Raw genomic sequence first — 18,108 nt, 5'->3', positions numbered from 1 at the left:
AACAGTAAAGGGGTGGCAGCTTACCCCGGAGGCAATGATGGCCAGCATTTTAGTGGCTGTTGTGTCCATCGGGTTTGCCCTGTATTTTGCCGGTAACTTCTTATCTTTGAAGAAAGCAATTGCACAAGCGCCCGCCGGTGTGCAGCGCGGTGCCGCATACAATCTCCCCCTGCAGAAAGACATCAAAGCGTTACCCGGTTCTCAATTGACTGCGGTATGGGCTAATGATGGAGGCGATAAAGTGACCCGGGAGGAGTTGCGTGCTGCGCGGGGTCTTAACGTCAAGAACAGTGCGTGGAACGGCTCTGAAATAAGACAGTTCGGCGCCAGGAATGAAGTAGTGTCCATCAATGTTGTTTTAGAAGCTGCACTAAGCCCTGCTCGAAATATGGGCATTTCTTTTAATGAACTGATCGGTCCGAACAATTCGAAAATATCATCAAAAAAAGCCGGCAAGGAAGATATCTTTAACTATGTAGACAGGAATATAGAAGTATTCCTCGTGAAGTACCTTCAGATAAGGGGACTCTCCCGGTTGGGCTATGAGCCGTCCTATGACGAGCGCCATGTGCCTATAAATTTGCAGCTGCCCTATACTCTGCCTAAGGGAAAATCAAGCGGGTCCTTTGCCGACCGTCCGGGAGCATTCAAGTTTTATCCAGATATCGCGGTTCCCATCGAGGTTGTGGAAACGTTCGATATCAATGCAGGAGAAAATCAGAGCATATGGGTCGACATTTATATTCCTAAGAAAGCGCCTGCGGGGATATATCGGGGCAAACTGACAGTCCTGGAGTCAAAGAAGAAAACGGTTGAGATTCCGGTCGAGATCGAGGTGCTTCCCTTTGATTTGCTGGATGTGCCGTCTGCAAAAACTATGGTGTACTTGAGTGAGCCGGACATTAATTACCGCTATACCGGAGTAAGATGGGATGATTCAGGTGGGGCGACTCCTGAGAAGAGAGCCGTCATGCAGCATGTCTGGAACAATCATCAACTGGTAGCCCACCGACATAGAATATCTCTGGTGAACGATGGACTTGATCCGCTCAATATCAAGCATTGGAAGATGCAGCGGTGGGTACCTGTCCTGAACGGAAAGCTTTTCACGGAAAAAAGTGGCTATGACGGGCCGGGTTTTGGCGTATCAAGTGGCATTTATTCGATAGGCACTTATGGGGCATGGAGGAACCGCTGGTCGCCGGAAAGTGAAGCCGCGATGCACACCAATACGGATCAATGGGTTCTCTTTTTTGAGCAGTACTTTCCCGGCATTGAGTATTTTCTCTACCTGCGGGACGAACCGCGGGCGCCGGATTTCTCCCTTGTCGAAAAATGGGCCTCCTGGGTCAAGAATAATCCCGGTCCGGGGAAACGGATGAAAACGCTTGTCACCACCGACCTCGTCAGAAAAAATAAATTTATGCCTTCCGTCGATATCGGCTTTGTAATGTGGGGCGATACCGCAGTCTGGAAATCGTTTATGCAGCAGTACAACAGTAGCGGTACGAAATATTGGGCATATAATGGCTGGCGTATTGCGGGCGGATCGTTCATGATCGAGGATGAAGGCGTTTCGCTCAGAGTGCTCGGCTGGACCCAGTATAAGCATAAGGTCGAGCGTTGGTTTTACTGGGCATCGACTCAATACAAAAGCGGCAGTCGGGTCAATTATGAAACCAATGTGTTTGAACAGGCGCAGACGTTCGGCAGAAAGAACGATGCCGTTCATCCGAAATACGGTGAAACCGGCCCTGAATATGCAAATGGAGACGGCGTCCTCTTTTACCCCGGCACAGACACTCATTTCCCGGCTTATAGTTATGGTTTGCCGGGACCCATTGCGAGTCTTCGACTCAAGCTTTGGCGAAGGGGCTTGCAGGACGTAGACTATTTGACAATGGCAGCCCGGAAAGACCCCCAGGCAGTGGCTGCACTCGTGCAGAAAATGATTCCCAAAACACTATGGGAAGTGGGCGTTACCGACCATAATGATCCAACGTATGTGCATACCGACATCAGCTGGTCTGTAAACGCCGATGATTGGGAGAGCGCCCGTCGGCAGCTGGCTAAGATTATCATGTCCCAAAATTCAGTCCGTGAGTAGCAGCATTTAGAACAGCCTTGCTGGCTAATGATTCTATGAAAAAAATTATAGTCTTAGATATGTGGGCCTCTGATTCCGCCAGTCGCGGGCCCAGTAAACATTGGCTCTACAACAAACTTGCTCACGATTATGAGATTGAGATCGTAAATCCCTCACCAGGTATAGGGGATGATATCCCCCTTCTTGTACGTACATTTAACTTCAGTAAGAAAAAGTGGGGGACAGAGTTCTACCGTCTCAAGGAGCATATCGGCAAAACACCTGCCATGTTCAGAAGGAGGTCTGCACGGTTTAACAAAGCAGTCCACAGGCTCGATGGTCGTCCGGACCTGTTTTTTCAGACAGGGGCGCTATTCGGGCCTATAGAGAGTCACGGCATTCCTTATATTTCGTATCACGACCAGACCGTGAGCATGGTGGAAAGGGGCTACAAGGGTTGGCTTCCCGATAATTTCCTTGAGCATAGAGATGAGTGGTATCGGCTCGAAAAGAATTTTTATCAGAGCATGACAAAGGTGGTGACCTATAGCGCGGTCACCAGGGACTCCCTTATCAACGATTACCTAGTTGATGCGGAGAGGGTAACGGTCATTCCGACTGCCTGCAAGCTTCCGTTCCCTTCGCGCGAGGAGATACTCAAACCGCGGAAGCGGCAGCTGCTCTTCGTCACGACCGACTTCATGAGGAAGGGCGGCGATATTCTTTTAAATGCCGTTCCATTAATAAAGTCGAAATTCCCTGATATCACGGTCGTCATAGCAGGAGGAAGCATACCCCCATCAATAAGAATCAGTGGTCCTGCCGTCACCTATGTGGGCGCACTGTCGCAGCAGGATCTGATGCGTTACTATCTCGAATCCGAGATTCTGGTCCATCCTGCACGATATGACGCCTTTCCTAATGTTATCAAAGAGGCGATTGCCTGCGGCTTGCCGGTGGTGGCGTCGGGGGTCTGCGGGATTCCCGAAATGCTCGATGGAGAGAGAGCCGGCGTGCTGATGCGCAATATAAGCCCTGCGGGGTTGGGCGATGCGGTCATCGGGCTTCTCAGCAATGAGATGCGCTACCGGCAGATACAGGAGCATTGCCTGACGTTGAGGGAAAAATACAGTATTGATACCGTCGGAGGGATGTTTGTGAAGCTCTTCAATGAGTACCTGGGATAAGAGATTATCCGCACGGCATCAGGACGATTCACAAAAAGCGAAAATGAAAATACTTTTTTTAGCGGCTCGGCTTCCATATCCTCTCGACACCGGAGCAAAGATAAGGGCGTATCATATTCTGAAAGGCCTGGCGCATGAGCATGAGGTAACACTGCTTGCCTTCCACGGCAGTACAACAGAGCTTGAGCATGTAGGGCCGCTCTCAAAACTCGGTATAAACGTTGTTCCCGTTCTCAATCAAGCAATAAATAAAGGGGTTTCACCATGGCTTCTCATAAGGAACCTTTTCTCACGATTGCCCGTTACCGTACAGAAGTATCAGTCAGAAACGTTTAGAATAGAACTGTCCCGGTTGCTGAACGACCGGTACGATATCGTTCACTGCGAGCATCTGCACGTAGCCCATTATGCCGATAGTCAAAAAAATTGCAAGAAAGTGCTCGATGCCCACAACGTCGAAGCGGAGATAGTCGAACGCATGTGCGCTGTTGAAACAAATGCCCTGAAGAGAGCGTTTCTGGCGTGGCATGCAGCGAAAGTGAAGCGCTTTGAGCAGTCGGTGGTGAGATATTTTGATCTTGTCCTGGCCGTTTCAGACAGGGATAGAGCTGCCCTGAAAAAAATGAGCGGCAGAAACAATGTCAGCACAGTCGAGAATGGGGTCGATGTCGATCATTTTGTCTCGAACGGGGGGCCGAAAAACGGTTCGCTCGTCTTTGTCGGCTCGATGGATTGGCTGCCGAATGTGGATGGAATCAAGTATTTTGTGGATGATATTCTCCCGCTCATCCAAAGGGAAGTCGGAGCGATTCCATTTTACGTGGTCGGCAAGAATCCTCCGCGCGACATTACCGAGCTCGCTAAAAAGAAGGAAGGTGTCATCGTGACCGGCGCCGTGGATGATGTGAGGCCTTATATCGATGCGGCTTCGGTCTATGTCGTCCCGCTCAGGTTCGGCGGCGGAACGAGACTGAAGGTGCTCGAAGCATTTGCGATGGGTAAAACAGTGGTATCGACAAGCCTGGGCAGCGAGGGGATTGACTTTAAGGCGGGTGAGCATCTGCTGATTGCTGATGATCCGAAAGCATTTGCCGAATGCGTCATCACGCTTCTCAAAAATGAAAAGAGAAATGAGCAGATGAGACGAGCGGCTCGGAAACTGGCTGAAGAGCGCTACAGTTGGCATGTTATCGAGAATAAATTGTTGCAGTACTATCATTTCAGCACCGGCAATGACAGGACGTAACGGTGGATAAAATCAAAATAGGCTTCGGTCCGATAACAACGAGTAATTCGTATTATCAGTCCGGATTGAAGGTGGCATCCGCCTTGGAGCAGTATGAGGAATTTACTTGCGGTTCGTTCCGATGGGAACCATTTTCACTTGATGAGCTCATGCAGTTCGATGTCCTCGTATTCATAAAGTATTACCCCGATTATGAAATACTGAGAGGTCTTAAACGCAGTAATAAAGTGCTTATTCTTGACTATCAGGACATGTTTCTCTATCCAAGTGTTTATGAGCTCAATCACTTTAAGAAGATCCTTAAGAGAATTTACTACTATACGGAGGAGCGGGCCATCAGAAGACGGCTTAAGATGTTCGACCTCTGCTTTGTCGCCTCTCCTATATTGATGGATATCGTCAGAGAGGCTGGCATAAAACCCTACTTTTTACAGCGGCAGATTTACAATGATAAAAATGAGTATTCGTTTAAAGCTCCGTCGGACAGACGAGACAATCTGGTTTTGTACTGGACCGGTGTCGGTTTAAATCAGAAGCAGAATGAACCGGTACTGCCGGTGTTGAGAGGGCTTTGCCGAAAGTATGGCTGCAGGATTGTGTATTCGACTGATACTCTCGGCAGTGAGCAGGGTGTCGAATATAGGTTGTGGTCGCCGGACACGTGGGAACAGGAGCTTCTCGAAGCTGATATCGCCTTTCGGTGGAGAGACACCTCGAACTTGCAGCGATGCAAAGATGCTAATAAAGTGATGTCCTACATGGCAGCCGGACTCCCGGTAGTCGTTTATCCGACAGAATCAGAAAGGCGTATTATCAAAGATGGCGTTAACGGCTTTATGACGTATACGGCAGGTGATTTCGAGAGGGTTCTTGAGAGACTTATAACTGAACCCGAATTGCGGCGGAGCATTGGTTTGAATGCTCACAAGGATGTCTGGAGCAAGTTCGCCCTACGAAGGCACGTCGAGGAAATACGTACAGTTATAGTGTCTTTACGCACGAAAGAGTAGGGTGCTGGAAGTGGCTAACTCAAAGAGGAACCAATTATAGGAGGCTTGTGATGACTGCCGGGGAGATTTTACAGAAGCCCTCAATTTATATTAAGAAAGGATTCGGAAAAATACAGCGAAGAATGATTCGACTTCCCGAAGGTGCCATAACCAAGAAGATAAACAGGAAAGTTCTCTATGAGTTTAAACTAGAGCCTTTTTTGAATGAAGATGATTTTCGTGCCATGCTTACTTCCTCGTATGATATTATTCTCTGCGATTTCCTGAAGAAGCACCTCGTTGAGGGTGACATATTTATCGATGTAGGTGCGAACGTGGGCTATATCTCTGCAGTTGCGGCATCATATGTCGGCACGTCTGGAGAGATACATAGTTTCGAGCCGCTTAAGGAGTGTTTCTTACGCTTGCAGACACTGGGTGATCTCAATCCAGCTATTACCTTCAAGTTCAACAACGTAGCACTTGGTGCGGAAAGTGGAACTCTGCCTATAGCTTATAATCCGCAGGGTGATTCCAGAAACGCCACGCTGGTGCCGAGTGAGCGTTGCATCAAGACATACAGCGTACCCGTAGTGCGGCTTGATGACTACATTAAGGAAAATATTTCTAATCCTGAACGTATTAAGGTCATCAAAATTGATGTTGAAGGCTTTGAATTCCCTGTATTGAAAGGGCTTGAACGATTTTTTACTGAGAAAAATTATCGCCCGTTAATTGTTTGTGAGGTTAAGCCCTGGGTTGTATCAAAAGTCGGATGCACACTTGAGATATTCGATAGTTACATGAGGAAGTTTTCTTATCAGTCTTATAACGTCCTACTGCAAAATAAGCCTATTGACTTGCAGAAATTGAGAGACTTGGAAGTTGTCTTGTTTCGCGGCTGAATACACTGCCGCTACCTATGCCGTCCCATTTTCCAATGCTATAAGCATATAGTGATAAGATCTGACTCAACCATTATGGAACAGGCCCATCCAAGAGCTGTAGAGAGCATCAGGGAAAATACTATTGACCGCGTAAGACAGAGGTTGCCGCATATAACGAACCTGCAGAACTTTGCAATCTTTCTGGTGGTGTTAGGTCACTGCACACCGACTAATAACTGGCGGCTGGTCCCCCCCTTTATGATGTGGCTCATAAAGGTTATATACAGCTTTCATCTCCCTTTATTTATGTTTATCTCCGGATTTCTGTTCATGTATTCTTGGAGAGGGCGTAGTATTGACTACGTTGACTTTATTTATAAAAAAATCAAAAGGCTTTTGCTTCCCTATCTGGTTTTCAGCACATTGGCGTTCTTGTTGAAAAATGCATTTTCGCAATATGCCATTCGAAAAATATCATTTACCCTTGACAGTTATCTAGCAGGTATATTTTATCCTGAAGATAATCCGATGATAAACTTGTGGTTTCTGCCGACTCTTTTTATTATTTTTCTCATAGCGCCTTTTTTGAAAAGAGTCATTGAAAACGGTAGGAAAGCTGTTCTATCGCTCATATTGCTCTTAATCCTTTTGTTAAATAGCTTGAAAATAATTCAAATAGAGCTCCTTAATATTTCCGGAGCTGTATATTTTCTTATATTTTTCTACTTGGGAGGAATTGCTGGCCGCTACCATGAGAAATTAATAATGTGTAAGCATTATGCCTTCCTCGCGGTCTCCCTCATGCTGCTCGGTGTAACGAATCTGATTGACTTTCGACTGGGCGTACTAGCTCCGCTTGTGGGAATTGCATTCTCTTATTCCCTTTCTCATTTTCTCGGCAATTCCAGTGTAAGGGCTGCTGATTATATCGACGGTTATTATTACCAAATTTTCTTGATGTCTTGGTTCGTACAGGTGTTCATAAGAGCCTTCTATAGAGTTGGAATGCTGGACTATTGGCCAACAGTATTCCTAATGCTCTTCGGCGGGCTGTATATTCCTGTCTTTGTTGCCAGGTTGGTTCAAAGAAAATCTCCTGAACTGAAAGCTGTCTTTGGAATGTAGGGGTTATAACCCGTGAATGCATTATGTTTTGAAATGAGGTATTATGGTCGTTACTAAAAATATTACTTTTCCCCGCATCCTTCCCTTCGCCCTCTACATGGCCTTCATCGGCATCGAGGAGCTGCTGCGGTATTTGACCTCGAAAGGCATGGTAAACGTCTCCACCGATGACCTCCTGTATCTTTACCCGATCAAAATCGCTGTTGTCGGACTCTCGCTGATCGTCCTGTGGCCGCGCTACGATGAGCTCAAGGCGCTCGACCTCTCAAGGATTCCACACACAGCTGCCAGCGTACTCATTGGGATCGTCGTCTTCGTCCTCTGGATCAACATGGACTGGGCCTTTGCCACGTTCGGTACGCTGCAGGGATATAATCCGCTGACCATAGGAGATGATACGCTCAGGAATGTGTTGATCGGTTCTCGTCTGCTTGGCGCGGTTATTGTGGTCCCCATAATGGAGGAGCTTTTCTGGAGGTCCTTCCTGATCCGCTACGTTATAAGGCCGGAGTTTTCGGAGGTGCCCATAGGCCGGTTCACCTGGCTATCGTTTCTCGTCATCACCGTCCTCTTCGGCCTTGAACACAATCTCTGGCTCGCGGGCATGATGGCAGGAGCTGCTTACAATATTCTGCTGTACTATACAAAGAGTATCGCACAGTGTATTATTGCTCATGCGGTGACGAACCTGGCCCTCGGGATATATGTCCTGCAGAGCGGGCAGTGGAAATTCTGGTAAGAACGGCACTGAAAGAAAGGCGATCGAAAAGGTTCTCGAGCTGATTGTGAAAACCATAGACGGCTTCATGCCTGAATCCAAACAGTACCATCAGGCCTTGCTTGACCGTGCTGCAACCTCAATACCCGGCAGACGGCCGCCTATAATAAGCGAGCAGACCTATGAGCTGCTGCAGGAGATGAAGGGATTCAGTCATTTGTATACTCATATCTATCACTACAATCTTTTGCCGCAGCGGTTGAAGGAGCTTGCCGGAAAAGGACCGGTGGTATGCGATGCCTTTGTTGCGGATATCGAGGCGTTTAAGGCAGGTCTGCCGGATTCCTGATCGACTGTCGAGAGACCAACCCTTCTCATACCATCCCCCCCGGCTTCGAGTTGTTTCATTTTGTTGAAGGCTCTGAATGCTGATGGCTGATAACTGAGTACTGTTTGCTGACAACTTACTTTTCGAGGTGACGATGGAACACGCGGATACGAAGACCTTTCCCGAATCACTCAAGGCTCATCGGCTGGAGCTTGCCGTTACCCTCCTGCTGATGATCGGCATCTATTACTCGATTGTACCCTTGATGGTAAAGCAGTGGTACAATGATCCCAACTATTCCCACGGGTTCCTGGTCCCGCTGATCGCGGGCTATTTCCTCTATCAGCGGCTCGACGAGCTGAAGAACGCCCCGGTGAGGCCGCATAACGGCGGCCTGCTGATCATTCTCTTCGGCCTGCTCATGGTGGTGCTGGGGTTTGTGGGTACGGAATACTTCACGATGAGGGCGTCGCTGGTGGTGATGCTCATCGGGCTGGTGCTCTATCTTTTCGGAAAAGACGTCCTGAAGATAACGGCGCTGCCGCTCGGGTATCTCTTCTTCATGGTGCCGCTGCCCTATATCATCTACGACGCTGTCGCCTTCCCGCTCAAGCTTTTTGTGGCGAAATATTCGGTGCTCTTCCTGAAGGTCTCGGGGGTCATTGTCTGGCGGGAGGGCAATGTGATCATGTTCCCCCAGACCGTGCTCGAGGTCGCGGATGCCTGCAGCGGCATCAGGTCCATCATGTCCCTTCTGGCGCTGAGCGTCGCTCTCGCCTTTTTTACCCGGTACGCTGCCTGGAAGCGCTGGGTGATCGTGCTTTCGGCGATACCGATCGCCATCGTAACCAATGCCCTCAGGGTGATCGTAACCGGGTTTCTCGCCCAGTACTGGGGGGCGCAGGCAGCCGAGGGCTTCTTCCATGAGTTTGCAGGCCTGGCGGTATTCGGGCTCGCCATGGCCATGCTCATCGGGCTCAGTGCACTGCTCGGGAGGCGGACGAAATGATCAAGAAGACACGATTCATGGCGGTTTTCGCACTGCTGATCCTCACGGTGCTGTTTGTCAACCTTCACGCGGACATTTCGGTCCCGATGAATAAATCCTTCGGCGAGTTCCCCGTCAGCCACCGGGAGTGGCGTATGCTCTCGCAGACATCGTTCAGCGAGGCTGTCCTGAGAGTGCTCAAGCCGACCGACTACCTGTTCCGGAGATATGCCGACGGCAGCGATACGCCCGTGTATCTCTATATCGGTTATCACGGCGGGGGCAAGAACAGCGGCGGGATCCATTCGCCGAAGCACTGCATGCCCGGCGCCGGATGGTACGAGGCCCTCGAAGAAAAGATTTCCGTGGATGTCGGTGGGAGACGGATGCAGCTGGTCAAGACGGTCTACCAGAAAGGGGATGAGAAGGAGCTCTTCCTTTACTGGTACCAGGTGAAGGGCAGGGCGCTTTCGGATGAGTATTCCTTGAAAGCGTACGAAATCATTAACTCGATGCTCTACCGGCGGCGGGACTCTGCGTTCATCAGGATATCGGTGCCGATCACGGGTGATGAGCAGCGGTCGTTCGAGGCCGGCGTCAAGTTCATCAAGGATTTCTATCCGGTCATCACCGAGTACCTGCCTCACTGATGGCAGCGTGCGGTGAGGTCCCGGTCGAACGGGTGCGCAGAGTAGCGTTATTATGGCAGGAATGATCATATCCATCGCGGCCTCGCTGCTGCTTATCGCTGCAGCCGTGCTGATCCTGGCGAGACGGCGAGCTCCGGCAGGTGTTTCCCTGCCCATAGCACTCCTTCTCCTGGGAGCAGTAGAGGCGGTAGACCGCCTTTCCCTGGAGCACGTGATCGACCCCCTCAGCGGCAGGGGCGCCGGCCTCTTCCTGGAATCACTGCTGCCTCTCGCCTTTCTGCTCCTCACGCGCGGCTACGTCCTTGATGGATACGCCCCGACGAGACGCATCTGGCAGCCGGTCCTTTTTTCCAGTGCCTTCCTGTTTCCCGCAACCGTTGCCCTTTTCCCGGCGGCCGACTTCTTCTATGCCCCTGATTTCGCCACGGAGCGGATGCTCTTTCTCGGTCCGGTCGGTTACTGGTTTTACCTCGGCCTCATGGTCTGCTGTATTGCAGCCCTGGTGCGGCTCGAGAGCATCTTCTCCGCTACCCGCGGCGCTGCCCGGTGGCGCATGAAGTTCGAGTTCATCGGGCTGGCGGGCATCATGGCGGTGCTCATCTTCTACTTCAGCCAGGGCCTGCTCTACCGGACGGTCAACATGAACCTGGTTCCCGTACGATCGGGCATTTTCATTGTCGCGGCGGTACTTATCGGCTATTCGAAGGTGCGGAGCTCGGGCGACTCCCAGGTGGTCGTATCGCGCTATATCCTTTATCGCTCTCTCGTGCTCGTATTCGTGGGAGTCTATCTCCTTTCTCTCGGGTTGATCGGCGAGGGAATGAAATATTTCGGCGACTCCTTCGAGAAGAATGCGCTCCTCTTCATAGCCTTCATAGCGGGAATGTTCATAGTGACGCTTCTGGTCTCCGAGCAGTTCCGGAGGAGGGTCAAGGTCTTCGTCAACAAGAACTTCTATGCGCAGAAGCATGACTACCGGGAGGTGTGGCTCAGGTTCACGGGCAGGCTCGCCTCGTGCCGGTCGCTCGCCGATGTGGGGCAGATGACGCTGACGATGTACCGCGAGACCTTCGGCCTGAAAGGGGCGTCACTCTATCTTTTTGAACGGGAAAAGAACTGCTACCGCCTTGCCGCAAACCAGGAGATGAGAGACGGCGAGAAAGAGCTCCGCTTTTCACCGGGGCTCGAATCCTACTTTCTCGAGCGCCACCGGGTGCTCGATCTGAAGGGCGCAGAGTATGCATTGACCGGTCATGACCGTGTCCCCCTCGAAGCAGTGCATGCGATATTCGTCGTCCCGCTCATAGCCACCGACCATATCGTCGGCGTGGTCCTCCTGGGCGGCCAGCTCTCTCCCGAGGAGCTCATCTTCGAGGACTACGATCTTATGAAGACCATCGCGCGCCAGGCGGCGCTCTCCCTCGCCAACTTCCAGCTCTCGGAGGAGCTGGTCGAGACGCGGGAGATGGCTGCGGTGGCGAGGATCTCGTCCTTCATCGTGCACGATCTCAAGAACCTCTCCTACAGCCTCTCGCTGCTGCTCGAGAACGCTGCGGAGCACATGGACAATCCCGAGTTCCAGAAAGATATGCTGGGAGCGGTCGGCAATACGGTCAACCGGGTGAAGAACCTGATGCAGAAGCTCAAAGGAGTGCCCGAAAAGCAGATGCTCAACAGCGAGATGGTCGATCTCGCCTCCCTCGTGGCCGAGACGGTCGAAGAGGTGAGGAGATTGAAAAGAGGCATGAAAATAAGCTACCATGGTGCCGCGGCGCTCACGGTGGTCGACCGGGAGGAGATCAGGAAGGTGGCGCTGAATCTTCTGCTCAATGCAGCCGACGCGATCGCTGCCGATGAGGAGATCCGGGTCGAGACCGGCTGTCTCGACGGGATGACGTATATCAGGGTTGCCGACACCGGATGCGGCATGACCGAAGAGTTTATCAGCACCAGCCTGTTCAAGCCGTTCAGAAGCACCAAGGCGAAGGGCCTCGGCATAGGGCTGTACCAGTGCAGGAAGATCATCGAGGCCCATGAGGGCCGTATGGAGGTGCAGAGCAGGGTGGAGGCGGGGTCGGTCTTTACCGTCTATCTGCCGCTCGCCAGGGGCTCGGCCGGGGTGGCCGCCGAACGCAGCATTGCATGAGAGTGAATCATGGAAGACCTTCTGATCATCGATGACAACGAAGATGTCCGCAAGCAGCTCCGGTGGGGGCTCGAGAAGGAATACACGATCCATCTCGCCCAGGACCGGCAGGAAGCGCTCAGCCTCTTCGAAAAGCTGAGGACGCAGGTGGTCCTGCTCGACCTCGGCCTGCCTCCGCACGAGGAGGGGGCCGAAGAGGGGTTCGCCTGCCTCGAAGGCATACTCCGGCACGAACCTGCCACAAAGGTTATCGTGGTTACGGGGCGAAACGAGCGTGAACACGCGCTCCGCGCCATTCAGCTCGGCGCGTATGATTTCTACCAGAAGCCTATCGATCTCAAGGAGCTGAAGATTATCGTCTCGAGGGCCATGTATCTGCGCAACCTCGAACGGGAAGTGAAAGAGCTGCAGCGATCATCCGGCCAGGGCGCCAGCGGCTTCAGCGGCATGATAGGGCTCTGCCCTGCCATGGAGAAGATCTTCGCAACGATCAGGAAGATCGCCTCATCCGACGTCCCGGTCCTGATCATCGGCGAAAGCGGCACGGGGAAAGAGCTGGTTGCACGGGCGATACACTCGCTCGGCGCCAGGAAAGAAGGGAAATTCGTAGCGATCAATTGCGGCGCCATCCCGGAGAACCTCCTCGAATCGGAGCTCTTCGGCTTCGAGAAGGGCGCGTTCACCGGCGCCCACGCGAGGACGAGCGGGAAAGTGGAGTACGCCCACGACGGCACGCTCTTCCTCGACGAGGTCGGCGAGATGCCGCTCAATCTCCAGGTGAAGCTGCTGCGGTTCCTGCAGGACAAGACCATCCAGAGGGTCGGCGGAAGAGAGGATATCCCGGTTAACGCGAGGATCGTGGCGGCGACCAATATCGATATCGCCAGGGCAATCAGAGAGGAAAAGTTCAGGGAGGACCTCTACTACCGTCTCGGCGTGGTGATGCTCAATCTCCCGCCTCTGCGGGAGAGGGGAGATGATGTGGTCGCCCTGGCCACCATGTTCCTGAACAAGTTCAGCGAGGCCGCGCATAAGAAGATCACCGGCTTCAGCGCCGCTTCACTGGAGCTCCTGAAATCGTACACCTGGCCCGGGAATGTGAGAGAGCTCGAGAACAGAGTGCAGCGCGCCGTGCTCTTCGCGGAATCTTCGAAGATCGAGCTATACGATTTCGGGTTCAGCGACCTTCCGCAAATCCAGACAAAGGAGCGGATGACGCTGAAAGAGGCCAAGGACAAGGTGGAAAGGGACATGACCGTGTCCGCTATCGAAAAGCATAACGGCAATGTCACCAAGATATCGGATGAGCTGGGAGTGAGCAGGACGACGCTGTACGACATAATGAAGAAGCACGGGATAACATAACGCAAGCTCCTTTGCCTTTGCCTGCTGCCGAGAAGGCATGCAGCGGGCAGTGAAGTGGAAAAGGGCGCCGTCCATCGAGCGGCGCCCTTTTTTATGTGTTCAAAACTGTTAAGTTTTTCGACAAATTGTCGAAAAACTTAACACTCTCCTCTCCTCCCGGCAGGAAATCTTTACACTTTCCTTTGAATTCAGTATCGAAAATCTTACGGTACAGGATTTGCAAACCATTAAGCGTTAGCATTGTGTCGGAAATGCTACAACCGTAATGTTCTGAAATATAAGGAGGTGCGCTCACATGGCACGCATAACCACATTCCTCATTTTATTTCTTGCTGTTTGCTTTGCCTTTCCCCTTCCTTCCGGGGCCTACACCATTACCTTTGAAACCCTGACCGAGGGGGATTTCGTCACCACCCAGTACAGCGGTCTGGGCGTCACCTTTTCCAATGCCTCGGTACTTACCGCCGGCAGCTTACTGAATGAATTAGAGTTCCCCCCCCATTCAGGGGACAATGTCGTCGTTGATGAGGGCGGTTCTATGACCCTTCTTTTCAGCGCACCGGTATTGAGCGTCAGCGGGTACTTCACCTATCTTGTGCCCCTGACCCTGACGGCCTATGACAGTATGAACAACGACATAACCACTGTCTTGTCACTCTTTTCCAGCAATATGGCCCAGTCAGGAGAAACCGGCAGTTTTCCCAACGAGCTGCTCACCGTTTCCTTTGCAGGGGGTATCTCCCGGCTGGTGATCGCCGGAGATCCTTCAGGAACGTCCTTCACCCTGGATGACCTGACGGCTACTACCCCGGTGACGGCAGTGCCCGAGCCGGGCACCCTGCTTCTCGTAGCAGCGGGCGTGGCAGGGATAGCGGCCTACGGAATCAGGCGGCGCTGTTAGGACTGCAACCATGAAGGGAGGGAATACCATGCGTTTTACCAAGACGGCTTTTCTGCTGCTGTTCTGCATATTTTTCGCACTAGCCCCCCTGCATGCCGGGGCAGCGCCTTCGGCGGCCGCTCCCGCCGCTTCACCGTCTACCGTTATCGCCGGCCAGGAAACGACTGTTACGGTCACCAGCGCTATTACGAGCGACCCGGGCTACCCGGTCATCGCTACCGGCGTCTATCTCCAGCGCGTTGATGCAACAGGGAGAATCCTCTGGAGCATGACCATGAGGGACGACGGGCTGGGAGGCGATGCCACTGCGGGTGACGGCATCTTCACCCGGCAGCTCAGTATCAATGAGTCTGCACCCGTGGACATGCTATTGCGGGTGAGCGCTCCCTTCACCAAGATACTCAAGAGGGTGCTTTCTCCCGTAACCGTTTTACGGGTGGTGGCGAACTCTGCGCCGGTAGCGAATGCAGGTCCTGATCAGACCGTTTTTGTGGGCAGTACGATCACCTTGAATGGAAGCGGATCCAGTGATGCCGACGGCAATCCTCTGACCTACAGCTGGCTCATACTCTCGGCGCCGACGGGAAGCGCCGCCGCTCTTTCCGACCCGGCTGCCGTAAATCCGACCTTTGTCGCAGACAAGTTCGGTGACTATATAGTCCAGCTCATCGTGAACGACGGCACGGTCAATAGCGCGTCCGATACGGTAACAGTAAGCACCCTGAACTCCGCGCCGGTGGCAAACGCGGGCCCTGATCAGACGGCGTTTGCAGGAGATACCGTCACCCTGAACGGCGGCGGCTCTACAGATGTCGACGGCGACCTGCTCACCTATAGCTGGTCTCTTACGTCGCATCCAGCAGGGAGCACGGCGACGCTCTCCGATACGACCGCTGTGAGCCCGACCTTCACCGTCGACAGGTCCGGCTCCTACACAATTCAGCTCATCGTGAACGACGGCACGGTCAATAGCGCAGCCGATACCGTGACCATTAGCACCCAGAACTCCGCGCCGGTGGCAAACGCAGGCCCTGATCAGACCGTATTTGCGGGGATGGTCACGTTGGACGGCAGCGGCTCTGCGGACGCAGACGGCGATCCGCTCATGTATAACTGGTCGCTCACGACAAAGCCGGCAGGCAGCGCGGCCGCGCTCGCCAATCCGACCACAGTGAGCCCCACGTTTATTGCTGACAAAGTAGGCACCTACGTGGCGCAGCTCATCGTGAACGACGGCATGGTTGACAGCGCAGCCGATACCGTGACCATAGATACTCAGAACTCTGCGCCGGTAGCGAATGCGGGCCCTGACCAGACGACAGTGCTCGTAGGAGATACCGTCACCCTGAACGGCGGCGGCTCTACTGACGCGGACAGCGACCCGCTGGCGTTCTTCTGGTCATTCCTTTCGCTGCCAGCAGGGAGCACGGCGACGCTCTCCGATACGACCGCTGTGAGCCCGACCCTCACCGTCGACAGGTCCGGCGTCTATATAGTCCAGCTCATCGTGAACGACGGCACGGTCAATAGCGCGCCCGATACGGTAACCATAAGCACCCAGAACTCCGCGCCGGTCGCTGTCAATGACTCGTACGATGTGCTGGAAGATTCGACGCTGAATATCGGTTCGCCCGGCGTTCTCGGCAACGACACGGACGCTGACGGCAACACCTTGACGGCATCGCTGGTGAGCGCTTCCTCGGGGCCGCTCGCTCTGAATGCCAACGGCTCATTCTCCTATACGCCTCCTGCCAACTTCAACGGCAGCGACAGCTTCATTTACAAAAACAACGACGGGACAACGGACAGCAACACCGCGACGGTTGCGATCACTGTCCAGCCGGTGAACGATGCGCCGACCCTCGACCCGATCTCCGATCTGACAATCAATCAGAACGCAGGGCTCCAGACGGTCAATCTCACCGGCATCGGGACGGGCGCGGCAAACGAGCTGCAGACACTTACTATTACGGCAACGTCGAACAATACGGCGCTGATCCCGAACCCCACGATCACCTACACCAGCCCGAATACCACCGGCAGCCTCGGCTTTACGCCGGCCTCGGGCCAGTCGGGCACGGCAACGGTCACGGTGACGGTTCAGGACAACGGCGGCACGCTGAACGGCGGTGTCGATACCTTCATACGCACCTTTACGGTGACGGTCAATCCGCCGGCGATTCCCACGGTGGCGATCACCGCCTCTGACCAGAATGCTGCCGAAGCCTCTTCCGACCCCGGGACCTTCACCGTGACCAGGACCGGCGCGACGACGAATCCGCTCACGGTCAGCTACACGGTCTCCGGGACCGCAACGAACACCGACGACTACGCTGCGCTCTCCGGGAGCATAACGATACCGGCGGGGCAGAGCTCGGCGGCGATCACGATCGCTCCTGTTGACGATACGCAGATCGAGGGTGCCGAGACGGTCATTCTCACGCTCGCCGCCGATGCGGCATATGTCATCGGCGCGCTGTCTTCCGCCACCGTAACCATAGCGGACAACGACGTCCTATCAACCATGACCTTATCGCTGGTCGGTACGCCGCTTGTCGGCCTGAACCAATCGGCGACGCTGCGGGTAACGCTTGCACAACCTGCACCCGCAGGCGGGGTGACGGTGACCGTTACCAGCGATAATACGGGTCTGCTGACCGTAACACCACCAGGCATGGTAACAATCGCTGAAGGCAGTACCACAGGAAATCTGACGGTGAACGGCGCAGCTCTGGGCACCGTCACAGTCCGGGGCAACGCCACCGGGTTTAGCGAGGCGACGCTCAGCGTCACGGTCTCCAACAACGTCATATCCATCGGCAACGTCGAGATCGGGCCGGGCGCTGCGGGGAGCGTGCCCGTGACCCTCTCCCAGGCCGCGCCTCCCGGCGGCCTCGTAGTCACGCTCACGAGCAGCAACCCGTCCATCCTCTCCTTCGCCTCGCCGACCGTCACGATACCGGCGGGCGCCCTCGTCGCCTCCCCCAATCCCGTGGTGAATGCGGGGACGACGCTGGGCACGGTGGCGCTCACTGCCAGTGGTCCCGGTTATGTGACCGGCGCTGGCACCGGCAAGGTTTCGCTCACGGCAACGCTCACGCCGGCTACGCTGAACCTGGTGACCGGGCGGTCGGAGCTGATGACAGTCAGCATCAGCCAGCCGGCGCTGGCAGGGGGGGTGACGATCAATCTGGCTGCCAGCGACCCGACCAAAGTTTCGGTTCCGGCCCAGGTGACGATCCCCCAAGGGAACACATCGATCCAGTTCTCGGTTAGCGGCCTGGCAGCGGGCAATGGCATCATCGTCACCGCCAGCGGCGCGCTGACCAGCACTACCACGGCGACGGTGAACGTCGCGCCAGCGCCGGGCATCACCTATGTCTATCCGAACTATCAGATGGCGAAGGACACGCAGGACGACGGTTTCTACGTGCAACTGGGAGCTCCTGCTCCGGCCGGCGGGGTGACGGTAACCCTCACATCGAGTGATCC

At 53.8% G+C, this 18,108-nt stretch carries 14 protein-coding genes; all 14 read left to right on the top strand.

Going from position 1 to position 18,108, the window contains the following annotated elements; translation table 11 throughout:
- Positions 1-34 precede the first annotated feature (34 nt).
- Positions 35-2,107: a glycoside hydrolase domain-containing protein gene (locus AB1805_01880; GenBank protein ID MEW5744178.1), complete on the top strand. Its 2,073-nt coding sequence runs from the start codon at positions 35-37 to the stop codon at positions 2,105-2,107.
- A gap of 35 nt (positions 2,108-2,142) precedes the next feature.
- The gene (locus AB1805_01875) at positions 2,143-3,273 is read left to right on the top strand and encodes a glycosyltransferase family 4 protein (GenBank protein MEW5744177.1); all 1,131 of its coding nucleotides are present in this window, start codon (positions 2,143-2,145) and stop codon (positions 3,271-3,273) included.
- Complete coding sequence (locus AB1805_01870) at positions 3,257-4,519, top strand: glycosyltransferase family 4 protein (GenBank protein ID MEW5744176.1); 1,263 nt, start codon at positions 3,257-3,259, stop codon at positions 4,517-4,519. Before AB1805_01875 ends, AB1805_01870 begins: the two co-directional genes overlap by 17 nt.
- A 2-nt stretch (positions 4,520-4,521) precedes the next feature.
- Positions 4,522-5,529 carry a glycosyltransferase gene (locus tag AB1805_01865; GenBank protein MEW5744175.1) on the top strand — a complete coding sequence of 336 codons (1,008 nt, stop codon included), beginning with the start codon at positions 4,522-4,524 and terminating at the stop codon, positions 5,527-5,529.
- Between the two features lie 50 nt (positions 5,530-5,579).
- Entirely contained in the window at positions 5,580-6,413 is an 834-nt protein-coding gene (locus tag AB1805_01860; GenBank protein ID MEW5744174.1) for an FkbM family methyltransferase, read from the top strand.
- A gap of 75 nt (positions 6,414-6,488) precedes the next feature.
- Positions 6,489-7,520 (top strand): acyltransferase, encoded by a 1,032-nt coding sequence (locus AB1805_01855; GenBank protein ID MEW5744173.1) that lies wholly within the window; start codon positions 6,489-6,491, stop codon positions 7,518-7,520.
- A 43-nt stretch (positions 7,521-7,563) separates the two neighbouring features.
- On the top strand, positions 7,564-8,259 hold the full coding sequence (locus tag AB1805_01850; protein MEW5744172.1) for a CAAX prenyl protease-related protein: 696 nt from the start codon (positions 7,564-7,566) through the stop codon (positions 8,257-8,259).
- On the top strand, positions 8,225-8,587 hold the full coding sequence (locus AB1805_01845) for a hypothetical protein (protein ID MEW5744171.1): 363 nt from the start codon (positions 8,225-8,227) through the stop codon (positions 8,585-8,587). The genes AB1805_01850 and AB1805_01845 overlap by 35 nt, the downstream gene beginning before the upstream one ends.
- Before the next feature lie 133 nt (positions 8,588-8,720).
- Positions 8,721-9,575 carry an exosortase A gene (xrtA, locus tag AB1805_01840; GenBank protein ID MEW5744170.1) on the top strand — a complete coding sequence of 285 codons (855 nt, stop codon included), beginning with the start codon at positions 8,721-8,723 and terminating at the stop codon, positions 9,573-9,575.
- Entirely contained in the window at positions 9,572-10,204 is a 633-nt protein-coding gene (locus tag AB1805_01835) for an exosortase C-terminal domain/associated protein EpsI (GenBank protein ID MEW5744169.1), read from the top strand. The genes xrtA and AB1805_01835 overlap by 4 nt, the downstream gene beginning before the upstream one ends.
- A gap of 52 nt (positions 10,205-10,256) precedes the next feature.
- A complete protein-coding gene (prsK, locus tag AB1805_01830) occupies positions 10,257-12,350 on the top strand; it encodes an XrtA/PEP-CTERM system histidine kinase PrsK (protein MEW5744168.1) in 2,094 nt (697 codons plus the stop codon).
- 9 nt (positions 12,351-12,359) lie between these two features.
- Positions 12,360-13,715 (top strand): PEP-CTERM-box response regulator transcription factor, encoded by a 1,356-nt coding sequence (gene prsR, locus AB1805_01825; protein MEW5744167.1) that lies wholly within the window; start codon positions 12,360-12,362, stop codon positions 13,713-13,715.
- Between the two features lie 295 nt (positions 13,716-14,010).
- Positions 14,011-14,616 (top strand): PEP-CTERM sorting domain-containing protein, encoded by a 606-nt coding sequence (locus AB1805_01820; protein MEW5744166.1) that lies wholly within the window; start codon positions 14,011-14,013, stop codon positions 14,614-14,616.
- Positions 14,617-14,644: 28 nt separating this feature from the next.
- Positions 14,645-18,108, top strand: a 3,464-nt coding sequence (locus AB1805_01815; protein ID MEW5744165.1) for a PKD domain-containing protein, incomplete at its 3' end; no start/stop codon positions are given.

The sequence above is a fragment of the Nitrospirota bacterium genome (assembly GCA_040752355.1).
Classification (GTDB): domain Bacteria; phylum Nitrospirota; class Thermodesulfovibrionia; order Thermodesulfovibrionales; family Dissulfurispiraceae; genus JBFMCP01.
This window is presented reverse-complemented; position numbering and strand designations above follow the sequence as displayed.

What these genes read in the sequence shown, in the direction of transcription:
- AB1805_01870 (MEW5744176.1), top strand. Translation starts at nt 3,257, where the DNA reads ATGAGTACCTGGGATAAGAGATTATCCGCACGGCATCAGGACGATTCA.
- AB1805_01845 (MEW5744171.1), top strand. Translation starts at nt 8,225, where the DNA reads ATGTCCTGCAGAGCGGGCAGTGGAAATTCTGGTAAGAACGGCACTGAA.
- AB1805_01860 (MEW5744174.1), top strand. Translation starts at nt 5,580, where the DNA reads ATGACTGCCGGGGAGATTTTACAGAAGCCCTCAATTTATATTAAGAAA.
- prsK (MEW5744168.1), top strand. Translation starts at nt 10,257, where the DNA reads ATGGCAGGAATGATCATATCCATCGCGGCCTCGCTGCTGCTTATCGCT.
- prsR (MEW5744167.1), top strand. Translation starts at nt 12,360, where the DNA reads ATGGAAGACCTTCTGATCATCGATGACAACGAAGATGTCCGCAAGCAG.
- xrtA (MEW5744170.1), top strand. Translation starts at nt 8,721, where the DNA reads ATGGAACACGCGGATACGAAGACCTTTCCCGAATCACTCAAGGCTCAT.
- AB1805_01875 (MEW5744177.1), top strand. Translation starts at nt 2,143, where the DNA reads ATGAAAAAAATTATAGTCTTAGATATGTGGGCCTCTGATTCCGCCAGT.
- AB1805_01820 (MEW5744166.1), top strand. Translation starts at nt 14,011, where the DNA reads ATGGCACGCATAACCACATTCCTCATTTTATTTCTTGCTGTTTGCTTT.
- AB1805_01880 (MEW5744178.1), top strand. Translation starts at nt 35, where the DNA reads ATGATGGCCAGCATTTTAGTGGCTGTTGTGTCCATCGGGTTTGCCCTG.
- AB1805_01850 (MEW5744172.1), top strand. Translation starts at nt 7,564, where the DNA reads ATGGTCGTTACTAAAAATATTACTTTTCCCCGCATCCTTCCCTTCGCC.
- AB1805_01855 (MEW5744173.1), top strand. Translation starts at nt 6,489, where the DNA reads ATGGAACAGGCCCATCCAAGAGCTGTAGAGAGCATCAGGGAAAATACT.
- AB1805_01835 (MEW5744169.1), top strand. Translation starts at nt 9,572, where the DNA reads ATGATCAAGAAGACACGATTCATGGCGGTTTTCGCACTGCTGATCCTC.